Here is a 21,468-nt window from a genome sequence, read left to right on the forward strand (position 1 = left end):
ACCACGGCAACGCGGTCACGCTCGCAGGGAAATGCGTGACCGCAACGCCCGCACCCAGTCACGCCAGGAGCCGCGAATGACGGAAAAAAATACTGCCAATACAACAGGTTCCGCTCCGGGACGCCTGGACCTCAACAGCATCTTCACCGTGCCTGCCGGAGTCCGCCACCTGGACGAAGCCCAACTCGCGCGCCTGGAGGCGTCCTTCCGGGCCTGGGTGGAGGCCGCGCGCGGGGCCCAGGCCCGGCAGGCCCGCGAACGCATGCGCCTGCTCTTCCTGCTGCTGCGTTACACCGGGGCGCGCCTGGGCGAGGCCACCCGCCTGGACGACGCGGGCGAACTGGACCTGGACGACGCCAGCGCCACCCTGGGCACGGGCGCGGCCCGGCGCAAGGTGCCCCTGCCGCACCTGCTGTGCCGCGAGCTGGCCGCCTTTCTGGACGGCCCCATGGCCACCGGGCTGACCGGACGGATTTTCGACCAGGACCACGGCTACGTGCGCCGGGTGCTCTACGCCCGGGCCGAGGCCTGCGGGCTGCCCCGCGAGCTGTGCTCCCCGCGCGTGCTGCGCGCCTCGCGCGCGGTGGAGCTGCTGCGTAGCGGAGTGCCCCTGGCCGTGGTCCGCGACACCCTCGGCCAGTCCTCGGCGGACCTGTCCGCCGTGTATCAGGCTTATTCCAGCGAAGACGCGCGGCACATCGTGCGCCGCCTGGCCCCCGACGACCAGCCCCTGCGCACCAGTGCGCGCAACAGCTTCCCCTGCCGCGTGGAGAGCGTGACGCGTGACGGCGTGCTGGCCGAAATCGCCCTGCGCAGCTATTCCGGCATGCCGCTGTATTCGGTGATCACCGTGGAAAGCGTGCGCAACCTGGGCCTGGAGCCCGGGGTGCCGGTCATGGCCACGGTCAAGGCGCCGCTGGTGGAGGTCGTCCAGGCCGACGGGGCCCGGGGCTGCGCGCGCAACACCGTGGGCGCCGTGGTCACCGGCGTGCGCGCCACCGCCGTGGTGGCCGAAATCACCGGCGAGGCCGCCGACGGCGCGCGGCTGTGCGCGCTGATCAGCGCGGGCGCCCTGGAGGACGCGCCCCTGGCCCCGGGCGATCTCGTCCAGTTCCGCTTCAAGGCCATGGCCGTGGTGCTGGGCGCCCTCTAGCAGGGCGGGGCAGAGGCGGGCGGCTCAGGTCCCAGCCGGGCCGGAGCCGGAAGGCGGGGCGGTATCGGCCGCACCGGCGGCGGCTTCCAATTCGGCCAGCAGGTCCGCGAGGTCGAAGCCGTGACGCGCGGCCACGGCCTCCAGCGTCTCAAACAGTTCCCGGCACAGCAGGCACACGCCCACGGCCTCGCCCCGGGCGCGCAGCACGGCCTCGGCGGCCCGGCTGGCGCATACGGCGTCCAGCAGGGTCATGCCCGGGGCGAAGCGCGGGGCGCTCACGGCCCGGCCTCCCCGGGCGCCTCGGCCAGGGCGGCCTCCAGGGCGGGCGCGATGTGCGGCACAAGCTCGGCGATGGCCGAGCCGGGATTGGGCCGAGCCATCCGCCCGGCCAGCCGATTGGCCCGCGCGGCCAGCCGCGCCGCCTCGGGCACGGGCCGCCCGCTCTCCACCAGGGCGGCGGCCAGCCCGGTCACGGTGTCCCCGGTGCCGCCCATGGCCTCCATGGCCTCCTCGCTCGGCCCGTCCACGCGGAACAGCACCCCTCCGGCATCGGCCACCAGATCGACCGCACCCTTGATCAGCAGACAGGTCGCCGCGTTGCCCCCGGCATAGGCCCGGCGGGCATGCTCCGGGGCGGCGCCCTCCTCGTGCAGCAGGAAGCCCCGGGTGTAGAAGGGGTGCGGCGCGGCCTCGTCGGCCAGAAAGGCCAGTTCCCCGGCGTCGGGGGTGAACAGGTCGTAGGCCGGGGCCTGCCCGCTCATCTTGGCGGCGTACATGAAGCCCGCGTCGGCCACCAGCCGGGGGCGGCGGGCCATGGCCTGCACGGCGAAGAGCACCTTGTCGTGCCACATGGTGTCGGGCATGAGGTAGTGGAAGGCCAGGGTGGAGTAGGTCCGCCCGGGCAGCACGTCCACCAGATGGGCGTAGAGCGCGCGGCTGCCGTGGCCCAGGCCTTCGTCCCCGGCCAGGAAGGCGTGGGGTTCCGGCAGGCCGAGCACGGCGCAGGCCGCGCAGGCCGCGGCCAAAAGGGCCGGGGTGCCCCGGTCCGTGGGCACGGGCCGCCCGGCCACGGCCAGGGCGCCGCCCGCCCACCGCGCCGGGCCCTCGAACACGGGCGCCGCCGGGTCGGGCAGGGTGCCTACGACGGCAAGCATCGCCGCTGCAACTCCTCGTAGGCCAGCCCCAGGGCGTAGCCGCACAGGGTGTGGCCGATCTCGCGCGGGGCAGGGCCCTCGCCCAGGCGGCGGCCGACAAGCAGCGCCGCGAGGTAGGGCACGTCCGGGCAGCCGCCGCCGGACACGTTGACCAGCACGCCCGTGGCCTTGTCCACCGTCAGCTTCATGTTCGCGGCGCGGACCATGAGATGCGTACCGAAATCCTTGACCTGGAAGATGTCCACCGGGGCCAGCAGCGGGCCGCTCACAGGCAGCACGTCCAGGGGAGCCAGCCCGGCGTCGGCCAACAGGCGCCGCACGCGCAACTCCTCCACCAGCGGGAAGGTGACCACCAGATCGCAGCCCCGGCGGATGCCCGGCGGCGGGCCCATGACCGCCACCAGGACGCCCGCGTCCTTGAGGGCCCGCTCGGCGCGGATGACCTCGCTGGTGTTCTCGAAGACCGCAAGGCCCCGGTCGGCGCCTTCGGGGGGCGGAGCCTGGGGGCCGGGCGGGGCGCCGGGGGCGGGCGCCGGGCCCGCCCCCGCGGCGCCCAGGCGGCGCAGCAGCCCGCGAATCATCCCTTGGCGATGGCCAGGCGGTACTCCCCGGCCTCCTCGGTAATGGAGTCCACGCTCCACCCCTTGGCTTGAGCGGCCCGGGCCACGTTTTCCTTGGAAGCCTCGGTGTCCACCAGCACTTCCAGGCGCCCCGAGCCCTTGGCGGCCATGGCCGCCAGGGTGTCCAAAACCGGCTGCGGGCAGGACAGCCCGCGCGCGTCCACGATATCGCTCATGATCTCGATCCTCCTACGCCTTGGCCCGCAAGGTCAGCCCGAAGTACACGCACACCGCCAGCCCGACGACCACGGCGGCCACGCCGTGCGGGCCCACGCCCGCCGGGGAGCTGGCCAGCCCGAAGTTGTGGGCGAAGGCCGCGCCGACGATCATGCCCAGCACGAACACGGCGGCGTCGCCGTCGCCCTCGCCGGACAGGAAGAGCTGGCGCCCGGGGCAGCCGCCCGCCAGGGCGAAGCACAGCCCGGCCAGCAACATGCCCGCGAAGTTCCAGACCTGCTGGGTGTGGGCCACGGGCTGGCCCTCGAAGCCGATGGTCACCTGGCCCAGCAGGGCGTTGACCACCGCGGCGGCCACGAACAGCGCCAGCACGCCGGACAGCAGGTGCCCCTGGCGGAACAGGATCACGTCGCGGAAGGCGCCCATGGTGCAAAACCGGCTGCGCTGGGCCACGAACCCCACGAACAGGCCCACCACCAGGGAGATCGCCAGGGGCGCGTGCATGGCCCCCGGGCCCTTGACGCTGTAGAACAGCACTCCGCTCTGGGGCTCCTCGGGCACCTGGGGGAACAGCAGCATGAGCGCCAGGGCCCCGGCCATGAGCAGGGGCATGACCAACCCGGCGGCGGGCCGGGCCTGCTGGCTGCGGCCCAGAGAGTAGCCGCCGCGGAAAAACAGCGTGCCGACCCAGATGCCGCAGATCAGGCCCGCAAGCCCGAAAACGGCGCTCAGGTCGCCGCCCGCCAGGCGCAGGATGGCCCGCCACGGGCAGCCCAGAAAGACCAGGGCCCCGATCATGGCGAAAGCGCCGAGCACGAAACGCACGATGGGCGAGGAGCCGCCCCGGGGCCGGAAGTCGCGAAACAGCAGCGCCGCGCCCAGGGAGCCGAGCACGAAACCGATGATCTCGGGGCGCATGTACTGGACCACGGCGGCGCGGTGCAGGCCCAGGGCCCCGGCCATGTCGCGCTCGAAGCAGGCCACGCACACGCCCATGTTCCCCGGGTTGCCCCAGAATTGCAGCAGCGGGGCCAGGATGCCGATGGCCAGCCCCACGGCAATGATGCCCGCTCTGGACGCAAAGAAGTTTTTCATTCCCCCCTCCTTGTTGACGATACCCACACCGGCCTCCCGGGGCCGGGCCCTTGTCCATCGGACATTCTGTAGAACAGCGGCGCCAGGGTCGCAAATCGATAGTTCCGGCCCCCGCATATATCCCTAATAGATATTACCGATATGAGGCGGGTGGAGCGGGCAACCGGCCACGGGGCGGCGGGGCGAAAACGCGGTGAGATCGGAGCGGACGCGGGCGGGCTTAGTTGGCCAACTGGCGCAGGCGGGTGTCGATGACCAGGGGATTGGGGTAGGTGTCGCGGATGGATTCCAGCAACTCGCGGGCCCGGGCCTTCTGGCCCTCGGCTTCGAGGATTTCGCACAGCATGTAGGTGCCCAGGGCGCGCAACTCGGGATCCAGCCCGGGCAGGGCCAGCAGACGCTCCAGCCAGGCTTTGGCCTGGGCGCGGTTCTGGAGCAGGTTGAAGGCCTGGGCCAGCTCGTACATGCAGCGGGCGTGGGGTTCCCGCTCGTCGGCCTGCTCCAGGCAGGCGAGCATGGCGTCCTTGGCCATGCCGTAGCGGCCCTGGTACTGATGGATCTTGCCCAGGTTCCAGTGGATGTCGGCCATCTGGGCCCGGGTCAGGTCGCCCTGGTCCAGCAGGGCCTGCCAGGTTTCACTGGCCTTGTCCCAGTCGTGCAGGCGGGTGTAGGCCTCGGCCAGTTGCCAGGAGAGGTCCACGAAGCGCCGGGAGTCGTCGGTGTACTCAAGCTGCATGGCCTCAAGCAGCCGCGCGGCCTTCTTGTCGTTGCCGGTGACGCTGACGCTGATGCGCACCAGTTGCCGCCAGGCCTCCCAGCGCGCGTCGCCCTGGGGGTTGGCCTGGAGGTAGCTTTCGTAGAGGCTTTCGGCCTTGAGGAAGTTGCCCTCGGCGTACTCCCGGTCGGCCTGGGCGAGGGGCGCCTCGCCCAGGCCGGAAGAGCAGGCCCACAGGGCCAGACAAAGCAGCAGCGCGCCGCCGGAGCTAATCTTCGACATCGGGCGCATCGAGATCATCGGGCTCGTCGAGGCCGTCGGCCTCGTCCGCGCCGTCGGGCAGGGCGTCCATTTCAGGCAGGTCGGGCAGGTCGGACAGATCGTCCGCCTCGGGCTCCGGCAGGGCTCCGGCCACCGGCACGTCGCCGTCGAGCTGGTTCTCGCGCACCAGGTCGAAGTCGGCCACCTGGGCGCCCTCGGCCATGGACACCAGCCGCACGCCCTGGGTGGCGCGGCCGACCTTGCGGATGCCGTTCACGGGAATGCGGATGACCTTGTTCTCGGAGGTCATGAGGATGATCTCGTCGCTGGGTTCGACCATCACCGCGCCCAGGAGCTGCCCGGTCTTGGGCGTGGTGCGCATGGTGATGATGCCCTTGCCGCCGCGCGACTGGAGCCGGTAGAGGTCGTACGCCGTGCGCTTGCCGTAGCCCCCGCCGGACACGCACAGGATGTCGCGGGTTTCCTGGGCATCGGCCACGACCACGGCCACAACGCGGTCGCCGCCGCGCAGGGCGATGCCCTTGACCCCCGCCGTGCCCCGGCCCATGGGCCGCACGTCCTGGCAGGAGAAGCGGATGGAGAAGCCCCCCGCCGTGACCAAAACGACCTCGTTGTCCTTGCCGATTTCGATGACGCGCATCAGTTCGTCGTCGTCGCGGATGTTCACGGCGATGATGCCCGTGGAGCGGCAGTTGGCGTACTGCTCGACCTCGGTGCGCTTGACCATGCCCTTGCGCGTCACGAACAGGAAGTAGCGATCGGGCGTGAAGTCGCGCAGGGCCAGGGCGCAGGTGACGAACTCGTCGCGGCCCAGGGGCAGCAGGTTGTTGATGTGCACGCCCTTGGCCGTGCGGCTGCCCTCGGGAATCTGGTGCACCTTCATGCGGTACATGCGCCCGTTGTTGGTGAACAGGATCAGGTGCTGGTGGTTGGAGGTCGTCAGGAAGTTGAGAATGAAGTCGCCGTCGGAGGTGTGCACGCCGAAGACGCCCTTGCCGCCGCGCTTCTGCTGGGCGTAGTGCTCCAGGTTGGTGCGCTTGATGTAGCCGCGCTGCGACAGGGTGATGACCACGTCCTTGTCGGGGATGAGATCCTCGACATCGATGCCGCACAGGTCGTCGTGGACGATCTCGGTCTGGCGCGGGGTGGCGAAGGTCTCCTTGAGCCTCACCAACTCGTCGTGGATGACCCCGCGCAGCACGCCGTCGTGCTCCAGGATGCTCTTCAGGTACTCGATGGTCTTGAGCAGCTCGGTGTATTCCTCGATGAGCTTTTCGTGCTCCAGGCCGGTCAGCCGTTGCAGGCGCATGTCCAGGATGGCCTGGCTTTGCGGGTCGGACAGGCCGAAGCGCTCGCGCAGGGCGTCCTTGGCGTCCTGGGGCGTCTTGGAGCCCCGGATGATGGCCACCACCTCGTCGATGTTGTCCAGGGCGATGCGCAGGCCTTCGAGGATATGCGCCCGGGCTTCGGACTTTTCCAGGTCGAAGCGCGTGCGGCGGATGATGACCTCGATCCTGTGTTCCAGGAAGTGGCGCAGGATGTCCTTGATGTTCAGGAGCTGAGGCCGGTTGTTCACGACGGCCATCATGTTGTAGCCGAAGGAGGTTTCCAGCGGCGTGTACTTGTACAGCGAATTGATGATGATCTCGGGGATGGCGCCCTTCTTGAGATCGAGCACGATGCGGATGCCCTTGCGGTCGGACTCGTCGCGCAGGTCGGACACGCCGTCGATGCGCTTGTCCTGCACGAGCTGGGCGATCTTCTCCACCAGGGAGGATTTGTTCAGCGCGTAGGGAATCTCGGTGATGACGATGGCTTCCATCTCGCGCTTGCGCTTTTCGACCTCGACCTTGCCGCGGATCTTCACCGTGCCGCGTCCGGTGCGGTAGGCGTCGAGCAGGCCCTGCCCGGCGTAGACCGAGCCCCCGGTGGGGAAGTCCGGCCCCTTGACGTGGCGCAACAGGTCGTCCACCGAGCAGGAGGGGTTCTCCAACTGCTCCAGCAGGGCGTCCACCAGTTCGCCGAGGTTGTGCGGCGGGATGTTGGTGGCCATGCCCACGGCGATGCCCGAGGAGCCGTTGAGCAGCAGGTTGGGCACCTTGGTCGGCAGGACCACGGGCTCCTGCAGGGAGCTGTCGTAGTTGGGCCGGAAATCGACCGTCTTCTTGTCGATGTCGGCCAGGAACTCGCCCGCCAGGCGCGACATGCGCGCCTCGGTGTAACGCATGGCCGCCGCGGCGTCGCCGTCGATGGAGCCGAAGTTGCCCTGGCCGTCCACCAGCGGGTCGCGCATGGAGAAGCTCTGGGCCATGCGCACCAGGGCGTCGTAGACCGCCGAGTCGCCGTGGGGATGGTATTTGCCGATCACGTCGCCGACCACGCGGGCGGATTTCTTGTAGGGCCGCGTGTAGGTGTTGCCCAACTCGTACTGGGCGAACAGGATGCGCCGGTGCACGGGCTTGAGGCCGTCGCGCACGTCGGGGATGGCGCGGCCGATGATCACGGAAAGCGAATATTCCAGGTAGGATTTCTGGATTTCCTTTTCGATGCTGATGGTCGGGTTGTCCACGAAGCTTCCTCGCTGTTATGGCCTGTGTGCCGGGGTGGCGCCGGGACGGGCGCCGGGCCCCGCCTGCCCATGGCGTTGCGTGTTCCGTTCTGTTCCGGGGTGCGGGGTGGGGCCGTGGGCTGCGGCCCGTCCGTCGGTTTCCATACCCCATTTCCCGGCCGGGCGCAGCATCCGGAAACGGCCCCGGGCCGATTTCCCGTCCGCCGGGTGCGGGGCGCGGCCGCATGGCGCGCAAAACCACGCGCCACGGTGTTTGCCGCGGCGGCGCGACGGGGCGCGCGGCGCCGGGTCTAGCCCCTGGCCGCCTTGGCGGCCTCGTTTATTTTGAGCAGCAGATCCTCCAGGGCCACGGGCTTGATGAGGTAGTCGAAAGCCCCAAGCTCCATGCCCTTCCTGGCGGATTCCACGCTGGCGTGGCCGGTGAGCATGATGACCTGCACCCGTGGGTGGCGCCGGCGCAGTTCGGCCAGCACCTCCAGCCCGTCGCGCCCGGGCATGCGCACGTCCAGGATCACCACGTCGGGCTCGCGCTCCTCCACGGCGGCCAGGGCCTCGTCGGCCCCGCCAGCCAGCCGCACGGGAATGCCCCGCCAGCCCAGGCGCTTGCCATACATTTCCAAAATCTTCAGTTCGTCGTCGACGACCAGAACGTCCACGTCCTGCACAGGTCCCTCCCGCACTCGCGTCGTTTGGTCCCGCCATCAGCCCGCGCCCGCCGGGGCGGGGGCGCGGCCACGCCTCCAATGGTGCTTGAGCGGAGCGATTTTGTCCAGACGCCAGCAAAGCGGCGGGGCGCGGCCTTTGCGGGGCGCGCCGCCCGCGCCGGAGCGCGCCCGGGGCTTCGGGTCCGGCCCGGGCCCTTTTCCACCCGCGCCCAGGCCCCCGGGCGCGAAAAAGGCCGCCCCCGAAGGGAGCGGCCCCTGACGCCTTGCGGGCGCGCCCGGACGGGCGGCCTAGATGAACAGCAACTGCACGAGCACGAACAGCGGCACGAGAATGCCCACGCTCCAGGCCATGTAGCCGAAGAAGCTGGGCATCTTCACGCCGCTTGTTTCGGCGATGGAGCGGACCATGAAGTTCGGCGCGTTGCCGATATAGGTGTTGGCGCCCATGAACACCGCGCCGCAGGAGATGGCCAGCAGGGTGGAGGCCATGGTGGTCATCAGCTCCCCGGCGTCGCCGCCCGCGGTGTTGAAGAACACCAGATAGGTCGGCGCGTTGTCCAGGAAGCTGGAAAGCACGCCCGTGAGCCAGAAGTACATGGCGTCCACGGGTTCGCCGCCGGGGCCGGAGACCATGTTGATGACCCCGGCCAGGGCGCCCCTGGTTCCGGCCTTGAGGATGGCGATGGCCGGAATCATGGACAGGAAGATGCCGATGAACAGCTTGCCCACCTCGACGATGGGGAACCAGTCGAAGTCGTTCTTGCGGCGGTTCTCGGCGGTGGTGAACTTGAGGGACAGCAGGGCCATGCCGACCAGCAGCAGGTCGCGCAGCACGTTCTGCAGGGCCACGTGGGTGCCGTAGACGTCGAACTCCACCCCGGGGTTCCACATGCCGCTCATGAGCACGCCGCCGATGATGCCCGCCAGGAAGAGCAGGTTGATCTTGCCGTCCAGGCCGAGCCGCTCGGCCCCGGGACCCGCGTCGGGCATGGCCGGGCGGCCTTCCTTGCCGAAGAGCATGGTGTCGACCACGAAGTAGATGCCCAGCAGCACCGCGGCCAGGAAGACCATGGGCAGGAACATGTGCGTGGTGGTCCAGAAGAAGTCCACGCCCTTGAGGAAGCCCAGGAACAGCGGCGGGTCGCCCAGGGGGGTCAGGGAGCCGCCGATGTTGGCCACCAGGAAGATGAAGAAGACCACGGTGTGGACCTTGAATTTGCGGTGGGCGTTGGCGCGCAGCAGCGGGCGGATGAGCAGCATGGCCGCGCCGGTGGTGCCCATCCAGCTCGCCAGCACCGTGCCGACCAGGAGCACCCCGGTGTTGACCACGGGCTTGCCCACGAGTTGCCCGGTCAGGCGCACGCCGCCCGCAACGGTGAACAGGGCGAAGAGCAGCACGATGAAGGGGATGTATTCCAGAAGCAGGACGTGGACGACCTCGTACAGGGCCAGGCTGAAGCCGTAAACCAGGGCGAAGGGCACCAGGAAGGCCAGGGCCCAGAAGGCCGCGATCTTGCCGAAGTGGTGGTGCCAGAAATGCGGTGCCGCCAGGGGGAAGATGGCGATGGACAACAGCATGCAGACAAAGGGGATGACCCAGGGCACCCCCAGCTCCGTGCCGATGGTCTCGGCCAGGTGGTGCAGGTCGCCGCCCGCCGCCAGCCCCGCCTGGGGCAGCAGCAGGCACGCGGCCAGCGGCATGAGCAGAAAGACGCAAAGCTTGCCAAGGGAATGGGACACGTTCTTTTCCTCCGGTTTGTTGGGGTAGCCCTTCCGCAAAGGGCTGCCGAAGCGGACGGCGCCGCTTGGCCCTGGCGACACGGGACTCGACGCGACGGGGGCTCCAAGCCCCCGTCATGGCGCGCCGGATACGGCGTCCGGCGCGTGAATTCCTCCGTTGCGCGAGGGGTCGCCCGGCCCTCGCGCCTGTGCACGGTAATCAGCGGACGATGAGCACCGGAACCTTGCAGCGGTGCAGCACGTGGTGCGTCACGCTGCCCAGGAGCAGGCCTTCTATTTCCGTCAGGCCCCGGCTGCCCATGACGATGAGGTCCACGCCGTTTTCCTCGGCGTAGCGCACGATGGCGTTGGCGGGGTCGCCCAGGCGCACTTCCATGGCGTAGCGCACCTCGGTTCCCGCGCAGAGGTTCTTGTAGCCTTCGACGACCCGGCGGCCCTCGGCCTCCAGGTCGCGGGCGAGCTGCTCGCGGGCCGCGCCGCCCACAAGCCCGGGGATATGCCCCGGGCAGGCGAGCAGCACCAGCTCCGCGCCCTGGGTCCTGGCCACGCCCTTGGCGTACTGCGCCGCCTTGTCCGCGTGCCGCGACCCGTCCACGCCCACCAGAATCTTCTTGAACAACATCGCTGGTCCTCCTTGTGTCGTGTGTGCTCGTCCCGGGGCGGCCGCGCGGCCGCGCCCGGTGGGCCCTGGGCGACGCTGCCGGCGCGCACCGGCAGGAAGAGAAGCGCTGCGCGTCCCGGCGCCGCGGTGCCGGACGGCCCGAACCCATCGGTTCGGGCCGTCCGCCATCCGGCGACGCGGGAGCGAGTCTTACGCTTACCTCAGCCCATACGCCCACGCAAGCCGCTTTCCCCCGAAAGTTCCCCCCCGAAGGCACATGCGGCGGCGAACGGCGGCGGCCTGCGACGCGCGGCTCCCGGCCTCGCCTTGCGCGATCGCCCGGAGCCGCCTGCCCGCGCCCCGGGCAGGCCCCGTGCGAAGCTTGGCCACCGGGCTCTTTTGCCGACAGCCCCGAGCGCGCAGGCCGCAGCCATCGCGCAGCGCGCCACCGCTCCGCATCCCGGCAAACCCGCCCCACAGCGCAAAAACGCGCAATAAACAAGGAAAAGCGCAGAGACAAGCGAGGATTGTGAACAGAATATCAATATTATCGCAATTAAATTCAGCACCTTTTATATGCACGGCACATCGCGCAAGGATTTTCGGCACAGAGCCTGCTTTCTGCGTGATGGACCCGAACCGGAAAAGTGCAGCAACGGCAAGGAAACGGACATCGCCAACCCGGCCCACAGCCTGAGGGCACGTGAGGCTCAACCCAAGGGAGAACAGGCATGAACGGTCTCGTGAAAGACTATACCGTCCCCGTCGAGAAGTTCCCCAGGATTTCGGATTCGGCCACCTTCGCCGAGGCCGTGATGGCCTTGGACAAGGCCCAGGAGGAATTCGCCAGCGGCAAGCGGGAGCAGCGCATCATGCTGGTCGCCGACGACGCGAACAAGATCGTCGGCAAGCTCTCGCCCCTCGACGTGGTGCGCGGGCTGGAGCCCGACTTCGATTCCCTGGTGGATGCCCAGGCCAGCAGCTTCGTCAGCAGCGCCTACGTCATCGACGCCATGAAAAGCCAGGCCCTGCTCTGGTCCACCCCGCTGGACGACCTGTGCAACACCGCCAAGAGCATCAAGGTCAAGGACTTCATCCGCAAGCCCGGCCCCTCGCAGATCATCGAAGCCGGTGAAACCCTGAACGTCGCCTTCCACCGCTTCGTGCTCTTCCGCCACGACTCGCTGTTCGTCACCGATCACCAGAAGCTCGTGGGCATGCTGCGCTTCTCCGACGTGTACCGGGAGATCGCGCACAGAATCAAAACCGTCTGCGGCGTGTAGGCCGCCCGGGCCTTGAAACCGACGCGGCACCGGCACGTCCGCCGCCGCCCCCAGCAAGGAACCAGAAAGGAGATTTTGATATGAGCAACACCGCGACCCAAGCGCCCAACCCGGACTACAGAACCCCGGACGAACTGGCGGTGGAAGAGCAGGAGCCCCAGGGCCCCACGCAATCCCCCAAGGCCATCATCATCAAGCTGCTCGTCGCCCTCGGCCTGGGCATGCTGATCATCGCGCTGCCCCGGCCCGACAACCTGCCCGTGGAAGGCCACCGCCTGGCCGCCATCCTGGTGCCCATCGTCTTCCTGTGGGTGTCCGAAGCCATTCCCATCGGCATCACCGCGCTTCTGGCCACGGCGCTGATGATCGTCTTCAAGGTGACCAAGAGCAGCGCGGCCTGGGCGCCATACGCCAACCAGGCGGTCATGTTCGTGATGATGATCATCATGTTCGGCGTGGTGCTCAACGAGGTCGGCCTGGCCAAGCGCCTGCTGTTCTGGATCCTGCGCTTCGCGGGAACCAACGTGAAGCGCCTGAGCTTCTTCATCGCCTTCAGCAGCACGCTGCTGTCGTCGATCTTCCACGATGCGACCATCACAATCATCATGCTCTTCGCCATCCTGCCGCTGTTCAAGAGCATGGGCATCACTCCCAACAAGAGCAACAACCTGAGCAAGTTCTTCGTCATCCTCATCCCCCTGGCCGCCTCGGCCGGCGGCTTCGGCACGCTGCTCGGCGGCGGCCGCTGCCCCCTGGCCGTGGACATCACCCAGCGGTTCATCCTCGAGACCACCGGCGTGGCCGTCAAGATCGGCTTCCTCAAGTACGCCATCATCGAGTTCCCGATCTGCATCCTGACCGCCGTCGCCACCTGGGCCATCGTCTACGCCATCTTCCGGCCCAAGGAGAAGGAACTGCCCGCTTCGGTGAAGATCGAGTCCATGCCCAAGATGAGTTCCGCCGAGGTCGGCGTGCTCTCCATCTTCGTGTGCGCCTTCGCGCTGTGGTTCGCCGGCGACCTGACCGGCTGGCACGTGAGCGTCGTCGCCGCCATGGCCCTGGCGGGCTTCTGCACGCCGGGCTGGGTGTCCTTCAAGACCATCTGCGACAAGTTCCCCTGGGAGTCGTGGATCGTGTTCGGTTCGGGCGTGTCCCTGGGCGCGGCCATGCTCGCCAGCGGCCTGGGCAAGTTCCTGGCCGAGATGCTCCTGCCCCTGCTCCAGGGCCAGAGCTCCTTCGTGACCTACTACGGCATGGGCCTGTTCGGCTCCATGCTCTCCAGCATGATGAGCAACTCGGCCGCCGTGGCCCTGAGCCTGCCCATCACCCTGCCCATGGCCGAGATGATGAACATGAGCGTGGAGACCGTGGGCCTTCTCTCGCCCATGTCCACCTCGTTCATCATGCTCGTCATCGGCTGCCCCCCCACCATCATCGCCTACAGCACCGGCTATTTCAACCAGGTGGAGTTCGTCAAGGTCGCCGTGCCCTGGTGCCTGCTGCTGCTGACCATCTGCGTGCTGGGCGCCCTGTTCTACTGGCCGCTGCTCGGCTTGAGCTGACGCGAACGGCAAGCGCATAACCGAACCCCAACTCCCGTCGGCCGGCCCCGGCCGGCCGACGGGAAAACCAAGAGGAACGCACATGAGCGACATCAAGCCGAGACTGCTGCTGGTGGACGACGAGGAGCGCTTCCGCACCACCCTTGGCAAGCGCCTGGCCGAAAACGGCTTCGAGGTCCAGACCGCGGGCAACGGCAGGGACGCCCTGGACCTGCTGGCCAAGAGCCCCTGCGACGCGGTGCTGCTCGACATCCGCATGCCCGGGCTCTCGGGCATCGAGACCCTGGCCGAGATCCGCAAGAGCCACATCGGCGTCGAAGTCATTCTGCTCACCGGCGACGCCGACGTGCCCAGCGCCATCGAAGGCATGCGTCTGGGCGCCTTCGACTACCTGATGAAGCCCCACGACTTTGAAAGCCTCCAGGAAAAGCTGCGCCAGGCCGTGGCCCTCAAGCGCCAGCGCGAAGAGCGCCTGCGCCAGGCCGAGGAGCGCGCCGAGCGCGACAGGCTGTCCAGAAACCTCCGCCTCTAGGAGGCCAGGGGAAAAGCGACGAAACGAAACCGAATGAGCTGAATCATCGGCTGATACAAACTGAAGCATGATTGCAACGCCATGAAACCCGGCCATGTTCTGCATGGCCGGGCCTTGGCGTTTCCTGTCGAGGCATCCAGAAATTACGCAATGTGCAAAGATGCAAGCCGTTTTTTGCATGATTTTTCCGTTTTCTGTTGACGCGCTCTCGCAACATATGTGAGAAAAAGCGCACAGAGAAGGGGCCTTCCCCTTAAAAGCGGAATTTCAGGCCCGGGCCGGGCGCTTCTACAGCCGCCCTTTTCCGGCCAAACGCAGACAACACCATACCGCCGCCAGGCACAGCCCTGCGGCGCGCGCGACCCCCGCCCGGACGGCCTCCGCACGCGGGCACACGGTTGCGCGGCGCGATGCGCCCATTCGGTCGGTGTCCGTCGCGCCATCCGGATTACAATCCGGTTCATCCGCGCGGCCCCGGGCCGCGCAAAACCTGAAGCGACAACGAAGGAACCCAGAGCGGGGCGGGCAGGCCCCTTCACCCCCAACCGGAACCGCCCCCGGGCCGTTCCCGGAAAGGAGCGAAAAGATGCACGATTCGATCAAGGAATTCGTGGTCCCCAGCGCAAAATTCCCGCAAATCGACGACTCGGCCACCTTTGCCCAGGCCGTTCTGGCCCTGGAAAAGGCCCAGCGGGACTACGCCAGCGGCAAATGCGAACAGCGCATCCTGCTGGTGCGCGGCGCAAGCGGGAAAATTGCCGGAAAACTCTCGCCCATCGACGTGGTGCGCGGCCTGGAGCCCGACTACGACAAAATCGTGGACCCCCACGCCAGCGGCTTCGTGGACAGCGCCTACGTCATCGAGTCCATGAAGGACCTCGCCCTGCTGTGGTCCTCGCCTCTGAACGACCTCTGCGCCAAGGCCCAGACCCTGCACATCCGGGACTTTCTGCGCGCCCCGGAGCCCTCGCAGCGCATCGGGCTCGACCAGACCCTCAACGCCGCCTTCCACCGTTTCGTGCTCTTCCGCCACGACTCGCTCTTCGTCATGGACGGCCAGAAGCTCGCGGGTCTGCTGCGCTTCTCCGATGTTTACCGGGAGATCGCGCGCAGGATCAAAGAGATCTGCGTTTCCTAGAGGCTCCCGGCCCCAGGCCATGCGCCCCGACACCCTGAGACCATGACCGGAGGTTCCCCATGACCGCGACCCGCGAGCACGACGAACACCCCGACTACCGGCCCGACTACCGTGAAGACAGGGACGCCGAGCTGCTGCTGGACGACCACGACCCGCCCGGCCCCGAGCAGCCCGGAAAACTCATCCTCGCCAAAATCCTCTTCGCCCTGGCCGTGGGCCTGGGCATCTACCTGCTGCCCACCCCCGCCAACCTGCCCGACGCCGGACACAAACTCCTGGCCCTGGTGGCGGCGATCATCGTCCTGTGGGTCAGCGAGGCCATTCCCATCGGCGTCACGGCCCTGTGCGCCGCCGCCGGGCTCATCCTCTTCGGCATCGAGAAGCCCGGCGCCGCCTGGGCGCCCTTCGCCAGCCCGGCGGTCATGTTCGTGCTCATGATCATCATGTTCGGCGTGGTGCTCAACGAAGTCGGCCTGGCCAACCGCCTGATGTACTACATCTTCAAGGTCGCCGGTACCGGGGTCAAACGCCTGAGCTTCTTCATGGCCATGGGCTGCACCATGCTGGCGACCATCTTCCACGACGCCACGGTGACGGTCATCATGATCTTCGCCATGGTCCCGGTGCTGCGAGCCATGGGCCTGACCCCGGGCAAATCGAGCAATCTGGCGAAGTTCTTCATTATCCTCATCCCCCTGGCGTCCTCCGCTGGCGGTTTCGGCACGCTGCTCGGCGGCGGCCGCAACCCCCTGGCCGTGGAGGTGCTGCAAAGCTTCACCCAGGGCGCCGTGAAGATCGGCTTCATGGAATACCTGCTCATCCAGTTCCCGCTGACCCTTCCCGTGGCCGTGGTCACCTGGGCCATCGTCTATCTCATCTTCCGACCCAAGGAGAAGGAACTGCCCGCCTCGGTGAAGATGGACAAGCTGCCGCCCATGCGCGGCAAGGAACTGGGTGTGACCATCATCTTCGTGGCCACCTTCGTGCTGTGGACCTGCTCGGACCTCACGGGCTGGCACGTCAGCGTCGTGGCCGCCCTGGCCCTGGCGGGCTTCTGCGGGCCCAAGTTCATCTCCTTCAAGACCATCTGCGACAAGTTCCCCTGGGAGTCGTGGATCGTGTTCGGCGCGGGCGTGTCCCTGGGCGCGGCCATGCTGAACACCGGCGCCGGGCAGTACCTCGCCGAAACCCTGCTGCCCCTGCTCGACGGCCAGAGCGCCTTCGTGGTCTACTACGGCATGGGCCTGTTCGGCTCCATGCTCTCCAGCGTGATGAGCAACTCCGCCGCCGTGGCCCTGACCCTGCCCGTGACCCTGCCCATGGCCGAGATGCTGGCCATGTCGCCCAAGGCCGTGGCCCTGCTGGCGCCCATCACCACGTCCTTCATCATGCTGGTCATCGGCTGCCCGCCGACCATCATCGCATACAGCACCGGCTACTTCAGCCAGATGGACTTCATCAAGGTCGCCGTGCCCTGGTGCCTGGCCCTGCTGCTGGTTGCCGTCATCGGGGTTATGCTCTATTGGCCGCTTATAGGGTTCTATTGACCCCGCGCGGGCAAGCGATGCGCCCGCCACCACATGCAAGCGCGCAACGCCCTGCGGGCCCGCGGGCCCGCAGGAGCCAACGCAAGGAGAACGCCATGAGCCAAGACAAACCGAACCTGCTGCTGGTGGACGACGAGGAACGCTTCCGCACCACCCTGGGCAAGCGCCTGGCCGAAAGCGGCTTCGAGGTCCGGACCGCGGGCAGCGGCCTGGACGCCCTGGACCTGCTGGCCAAACATCCCTGCGACGCCGTGGTCCTGGACATCCGCATGCCCGGGCTCTCGGGCATCGAGACCCTGGCCGAAATCCGCAAGAAGCACATCGGCGTGGAAGTCATCCTGCTCACCGGCGACGCCGACGTGCCCAGCGCCATCGAAGGCATGCGCCTGGGCGCCTTCGACTACCTGATGAAGCCCCACGAGTTCGAAAGCCTGCTGGAAAAGCTGCGCCAGGCCGTGGACCTCAAACGCCAGCGCGAGGAACGCCTGCGTCAGGCCGAGGAACGGGCCCAGCTCGACCGGCTGGAAAAAAGCATCCGCTTCTAGACGTACCCCGGCGGCCGGGACGGCTTCCCGGCCGCCGGAAAAACCGGGCCGCAAAGGCCATGGACAAGCCCGGCCCGGCCCGCTAGACCAGAACACGGAGGGTGCCGTGAGCACGACCCCCCACGACGGCGAAACCGCGCGCTCCGCCCCGAAGCCCATCCGGGCCCTGCATCACCTGCCCCGGGGCAGAAACGCCTGGAACCCGCCGTTCATGAAGAAATGGTGGTTCTGGCCCGCCTGCATCGGCGCCCTGGCCGCGCTGAACGGACTGGCCAGCCTGATGTACGGCCTCCTGGGCTGACCCTTCCCGGCGCCGACCGCCCCCGGCCGGAACGCCGCGGAGTCCGCATGACGGATATTGGCTTCCCTCCGGCCCCCGGGGCGCGGCGCAGCGCAAGGCGCCCACCCCTCTCCCCCCCGACCCCGCCCGGGCCGCGTGCGCTGCACGGCCCCTTCGCAACCGCCGCGCCGGGCCGCCGCCCCGCGCAGGAGGTCCGCCCATGTCCGAACGCGTCCTGAACCGCAAAAGAAAGCTCTTCCTGCTCTCCGTGCTGCTCTACGCCACCCTGCCCGCCATGCTCGTGGGGCTGGTCGCCTTCGCCTTCGCCCTGCGCGACATGGACCGCGAAATGCAGGCCCGCTCGGCCGAGTCCTTCCGCCTGCTCTCGCGCAACTACTCCACGCGCATGGATCTCTCCCTGGCCGATCTGGCCCGCACCGTGGCGCTCACCGCCGACATGACCCCCCTGGACGACCTGCTGCGCCCCGGCGCCCTGGATTCGACCCTGGGCACGGTCAACCGCAACGCCCTGCACCTGTTCGAGGACCTGGGCGTGCTCGACCGGAACGGCCGCCATCTGGCCTACTCCGGCCCTCACGACCTCCAGGACCGCGACTACGCCAACGAACCCTGGTTCCGCGAAGTCATGACCAAAGGCCAGGTCATCAGCGACGTGTTCCTCGGCTACCGCAACTCCCCGCACTTCGCCATCGCCGTGCGCCGCGAAACCGGCGGCCGGACCTGGGTCCTGCGCGCCTCGGTCAACGCCTTCCAGTTCAGCACGCTGCTCGACGGCGAACGCTTCGGGCGCACCGGCGAAGTCTTCCTCCTCGGCCCGGGCGGCGCCCTGCAAACACGCTCCGCGACCTACGGCAACATGCTCCAGGCCGTGGACCCCGCCGTGGCCCAGGCCGTGGCCGACTCCGGCCAGGGCGTCACCAGCCTCACCCGCCAGGGCGAAGAGCTGCTCCTGGCCGCAACCCCGCTCAAGGCCAAGCCCGGCTGGGCCCTGGTCGTGCAGCAGGAAGCCCGTGAGGCCCGGCAGGCCTGGGCCGACAAGCTGCGCACCCTCGGCCTGGCTTTCGCCCTGGGGCTGGTGGCCATCGGCCTGGGCGCCCTCTGGGCCCTGCGCTCCCTCTTGCGTCGCCTGGAGCGCCTGGACGCCGAAAAACGCACCTTCGACGACCAGATGATCCAGTCCCAGAAGCTCGCCGCCATCGGCCAACTCTCCGCGGGCATCGCCCACGAGATCAACAACCCCCTGGCCATCATCGGCGAGGAGGCCGGATGGATACAGGACCTGCTCAAACGCGAAGCCCTGAGCCAACTGGCCGAAATGTCCGAAATCCGCGATTCGCTGCGCGAAATCGTCGTCCAGGCCGGGCGCTGCAAGGAAATAACCCACAAGCTTCTGAGCTTCGCCCGCAAGATGGACGCCACCATCCGCGACGTGGACATGAACTCCCTCGTGGACGACGTGGTCGGCATGCGCGAACGCGACGCGAGCCTCGACAACATCCAGATCGTCAAGGACCTCGAAGCGAACCTGCCGATCATCCACAGCGAGCCCTCGCAACTGCGCCAGGTGCTCCTCAACCTCGTCAACAACGCCATCGACGCCATCCCTCACGGCGGCACCATCACCGTGCACACCGAGAAAAGCGGTGCCGACGACGGCGGCGTGGCCTTTTCCGTCGCCGATACCGGCATCGGCATCCCCAGGGAGAACATCGAGAAAATCTTCGACCCCTTCTTCACCACGAAACTGCCCGGCAAGGGCACCGGCCTGGGCCTGTCCATCTGCCACGGCATCATCCAGAAACTCGGCGGCACCATCACCGTCTCCAGCGAGCCCGGCAAAGGCACGACCTTCCTCATCCGCCTGCCCGCCCAGGCACCCGGCGAGAGCAAATAAAACCGGGAGCAGGGGGAGCGGGGGCCTTTTCCCGGCCCCGAAAGACCCCCGCTTCCCCTTCTCCCGGGCCCAGATTCTTCCCTCCCCAAAAATCCGTTCCCGGGGGAAAGACGGAGACAGGGCGTTTCCGGCTGCCGTGTGCGGCACCCGGCCCCCGGCGAACCCGCCCCGCGGCGCAACGACGCGCAAACGACACGGGAAGACGCCGCAGCCTCCTCCGCCTGCCCGCCCAGGCATCCGACGAGAGCAGAAGAAAAGAAGACCCTGCCCTGGCTAAGCGCCGCGTTTCGCTGTAGGCTGACCCCGTGTCCTCTTGGAAAAACAGGCTGGCGGCAGCAGGTCCGGCTCATCGAGCCCTCCCTGCATGCGCGGCGACCACCCTTGCGGGGTCGCATCGCAATGCCGCGCGGTGAGTATCCCAACTCCCGGACCGACACGCCCATGCCCATCGTCGAGCGCATGCTCCAGCCCGGCAGCATCGGCCGCGCTGGCGGCTGCAGGAGCCATCGTGCCTGGACGCGCAGAGCGGCCGGTTGAAAATGGATTCAATCCACAACAATAAATATCGCTTATTCATGGCAGCAAGGTACAGCCGACAAAACTTTTCATGAAGCGAGGAAACGGGAAACACACATCTGCCGTTTGGGGCGGGAAAATTCGTCAACGGAGTGAACAATGAGAAAAGTTGCCGCGTCAGTGTCTTGGGTCGGAGCAGTGCATTGGGACAGAAGACTGTTCGATTCGCTTGTCCCGCTGCCGGACGGAACCTCATACAACGCCTATCTGGTTCATGGTCGCGAAAAGACTGTTCTTCTTGACGCCGTCGATCCGGAGTTTGCCCAGACGCTCATGGCATCCCTGGATGGCATCGAACGCATCGACTATGTCGTGTCCCAGCATGCGGAGCAGGACCATTCGGGCTCCATCCCCCAAGTGCTGGAACGTTTCCCCGAAGCCAAGGTCCTGGTCACCGCCAAGGCCAAGCCCATGCTCATGGACCTGCTGCACATTCCCGAAGACGTATTTGTGGTCGTGGCTGACGGGGAGACCCTGTCCCTGGGCGACAAGACCCTCAAATTCATTCATACGCCCTGGGCGCACTGGCCGGAGACCATGTCCACCTATCTGGTCGAGGACAGGATACTCTTCAGTTGCGACTTCCTGGGATCGCATATCGCGAGCAGCGACCTTTTCGTCACGGATCAGTGCCGCGTGCATGAGGCCGCCAAACGGTACTTTGCCGAGATCATGATGCCTTTCCGGAGCATTCTCGCCAAGAATCTGGACAAACTCGCGGAATACGATATCGCCATGGTGGCGCCGAGCCACGGGCAGATATACGCCGACCCGGAATGGATCATGAAGGCCTACCGCGAGTGGGTTTCGGCTCCGCCGCGCAATCTCGCGGCCCTGCCGTACGTGTCCATGCACGGCAGCACGGGGCGCATGGTCGATCATCTGACCGCGGCGCTGGCCGAAAGGGGAGTGCAGGTCGAACTCTTCAATCTGGCGGTGACCGATATCGGCAAGCTGGCCATGGCCCTGGTGGATGCCGGTTCCATCATCATCGGCGCGCCCACCGTTCTGGCCGGACCGCACCCCCTGGCAGCATATGCCGCCTTCCTGGCCAACGCCCTGCGACCCAAGGCGCAGTATCTCTCCGTCATCGGCTCCTACGGGTGGGGCGGCAAAACAGTCGAGACCCTGGCCGGGATGATCCCGAACCTCAAGGTCGAGGTGCTGGAGCCGGTGCTGTGCAAAGGGCTGCCCAAAAAGGAGACCCTCGAAGCCCTCGACAGGCTGGCGGACGCCGTTGCCACGAAACATCGTGAAAGCGGTTTCCGGGACTGACCAGGGGCGTTACGAACAATTTGCGCCGCTTCCCCTGGGAAAAC

Annotated in this window: 20 protein-coding genes; 10 read left to right on the plus strand and 10 right to left on the minus strand. The window is 67.6% G+C overall.

What is annotated here, in order from left to right; genetic code table 11:
• Window positions 1-76: 76 nt before the first annotated feature.
• Window positions 77-1,153, plus strand: a complete 1,077-nt coding sequence (locus tag ACZ5KV_RS08155) for a TOBE domain-containing protein (RefSeq protein ID WP_464238808.1) — start codon at window positions 77-79, stop codon at window positions 1,151-1,153.
• 24 nt (window positions 1,154-1,177) lie between these two features.
• Here the strand turns inward: ACZ5KV_RS08155 and ACZ5KV_RS08160 are convergent, their stop codons facing one another.
• The 10 genes from ACZ5KV_RS08160 to ACZ5KV_RS08205 form a co-directional block, all read right to left on the minus strand.
• Window positions 1,178-1,432, minus strand: a complete 255-nt coding sequence (locus ACZ5KV_RS08160; RefSeq protein ID WP_464238809.1) for a hypothetical protein — start codon at window positions 1,430-1,432, stop codon at window positions 1,178-1,180.
• Window positions 1,429-2,307, minus strand: coding sequence for an NAD(P)H-hydrate dehydratase (locus tag ACZ5KV_RS08165; RefSeq protein WP_464238810.1), 879 nt, complete (start codon window positions 2,305-2,307; stop codon window positions 1,429-1,431). The genes ACZ5KV_RS08160 and ACZ5KV_RS08165 overlap by 4 nt, the downstream gene beginning before the upstream one ends.
• Window positions 2,292-2,885: a putative Se/S carrier protein gene (locus ACZ5KV_RS08170; protein ID WP_464241823.1), complete on the minus strand. Its 594-nt coding sequence runs from the start codon at window positions 2,883-2,885 to the stop codon at window positions 2,292-2,294. Before ACZ5KV_RS08170 ends, ACZ5KV_RS08165 begins: the two co-directional genes overlap by 16 nt.
• The gene (locus ACZ5KV_RS08175) at window positions 2,885-3,103 is read right to left on the minus strand and encodes a sulfurtransferase TusA family protein (RefSeq protein WP_464238811.1); all 219 of its coding nucleotides are present in this window, start codon (window positions 3,101-3,103) and stop codon (window positions 2,885-2,887) included. The genes ACZ5KV_RS08170 and ACZ5KV_RS08175 overlap by 1 nt, the downstream gene beginning before the upstream one ends.
• A gap of 13 nt (window positions 3,104-3,116) precedes the next feature.
• Window positions 3,117-4,199, minus strand: coding sequence for a YedE family putative selenium transporter (yedE, locus tag ACZ5KV_RS08180; RefSeq protein WP_464238812.1), 1,083 nt, complete (start codon window positions 4,197-4,199; stop codon window positions 3,117-3,119).
• 220 nt (window positions 4,200-4,419) lie between these two features.
• Window positions 4,420-5,196 (minus strand): tetratricopeptide repeat protein, encoded by a 777-nt coding sequence (locus ACZ5KV_RS08185; protein WP_464238813.1) that lies wholly within the window; start codon window positions 5,194-5,196, stop codon window positions 4,420-4,422.
• Entirely contained in the window at window positions 5,183-7,765 is a 2,583-nt protein-coding gene (gyrA, locus tag ACZ5KV_RS08190) for a DNA gyrase subunit A (RefSeq protein ID WP_464238814.1), read from the minus strand. Before gyrA ends, ACZ5KV_RS08185 begins: the two co-directional genes overlap by 14 nt.
• A 290-nt stretch (window positions 7,766-8,055) precedes the next feature.
• Window positions 8,056-8,430: a response regulator gene (locus ACZ5KV_RS08195; RefSeq protein WP_464238815.1), complete on the minus strand. Its 375-nt coding sequence runs from the start codon at window positions 8,428-8,430 to the stop codon at window positions 8,056-8,058.
• Between the two features lie 288 nt (window positions 8,431-8,718).
• Window positions 8,719-10,131, minus strand: a complete 1,413-nt coding sequence (locus ACZ5KV_RS08200; RefSeq protein ID WP_464241824.1) for a sodium:proton antiporter — start codon at window positions 10,129-10,131, stop codon at window positions 8,719-8,721.
• A gap of 238 nt (window positions 10,132-10,369) precedes the next feature.
• A complete protein-coding gene (locus ACZ5KV_RS08205) occupies window positions 10,370-10,792 on the minus strand; it encodes a universal stress protein (RefSeq protein ID WP_464238816.1) in 423 nt (140 codons plus the stop codon).
• Between the two features lie 710 nt (window positions 10,793-11,502).
• Between ACZ5KV_RS08205 and ACZ5KV_RS08210 the strand changes: the two genes are divergently transcribed.
• The 9 genes from ACZ5KV_RS08210 (at window position 11,503) to ACZ5KV_RS08250 (ending at window position 21,424) form a co-directional block, all read left to right on the plus strand.
• The gene (locus ACZ5KV_RS08210; RefSeq protein ID WP_464238817.1) at window positions 11,503-12,054 is read left to right on the plus strand and encodes a CBS domain-containing protein; all 552 of its coding nucleotides are present in this window, start codon (window positions 11,503-11,505) and stop codon (window positions 12,052-12,054) included.
• An 80-nt stretch (window positions 12,055-12,134) separates the two neighbouring features.
• Window positions 12,135-13,616 (plus strand): SLC13 family permease, encoded by a 1,482-nt coding sequence (locus ACZ5KV_RS08215; RefSeq protein WP_464238818.1) that lies wholly within the window; start codon window positions 12,135-12,137, stop codon window positions 13,614-13,616.
• An 82-nt stretch (window positions 13,617-13,698) separates the two neighbouring features.
• Window positions 13,699-14,148 carry a response regulator gene (locus tag ACZ5KV_RS08220; RefSeq protein ID WP_464238819.1) on the plus strand — a complete coding sequence of 150 codons (450 nt, stop codon included), beginning with the start codon at window positions 13,699-13,701 and terminating at the stop codon, window positions 14,146-14,148.
• 586 nt (window positions 14,149-14,734) lie between these two features.
• On the plus strand, window positions 14,735-15,286 hold the full coding sequence (locus ACZ5KV_RS08225) for a CBS domain-containing protein (RefSeq protein ID WP_464238820.1): 552 nt from the start codon (window positions 14,735-14,737) through the stop codon (window positions 15,284-15,286).
• Window positions 15,287-15,345: 59 nt separating this feature from the next.
• Complete coding sequence (locus ACZ5KV_RS08230) at window positions 15,346-16,833, plus strand: SLC13 family permease (protein ID WP_464238821.1); 1,488 nt, start codon at window positions 15,346-15,348, stop codon at window positions 16,831-16,833.
• A 95-nt stretch (window positions 16,834-16,928) separates the two neighbouring features.
• Window positions 16,929-17,378 carry a response regulator gene (locus tag ACZ5KV_RS08235; protein WP_464238822.1) on the plus strand — a complete coding sequence of 150 codons (450 nt, stop codon included), beginning with the start codon at window positions 16,929-16,931 and terminating at the stop codon, window positions 17,376-17,378.
• Window positions 17,379-17,484: 106 nt separating this feature from the next.
• Window positions 17,485-17,679, plus strand: a complete 195-nt coding sequence (locus tag ACZ5KV_RS08240; protein ID WP_464238823.1) for a hypothetical protein — start codon at window positions 17,485-17,487, stop codon at window positions 17,677-17,679.
• A gap of 199 nt (window positions 17,680-17,878) precedes the next feature.
• Window positions 17,879-19,573 (plus strand): sensor histidine kinase, encoded by a 1,695-nt coding sequence (locus ACZ5KV_RS08245; RefSeq protein WP_464238824.1) that lies wholly within the window; start codon window positions 17,879-17,881, stop codon window positions 19,571-19,573.
• A 675-nt stretch (window positions 19,574-20,248) separates the two neighbouring features.
• Window positions 20,249-21,424: an FprA family A-type flavoprotein gene (locus ACZ5KV_RS08250; protein ID WP_464238825.1), complete on the plus strand. Its 1,176-nt coding sequence runs from the start codon at window positions 20,249-20,251 to the stop codon at window positions 21,422-21,424.
• Window positions 21,425-21,468 lie beyond the last annotated feature (44 nt).

The organism is Desulfocurvus thunnarius (assembly GCF_055390965.1).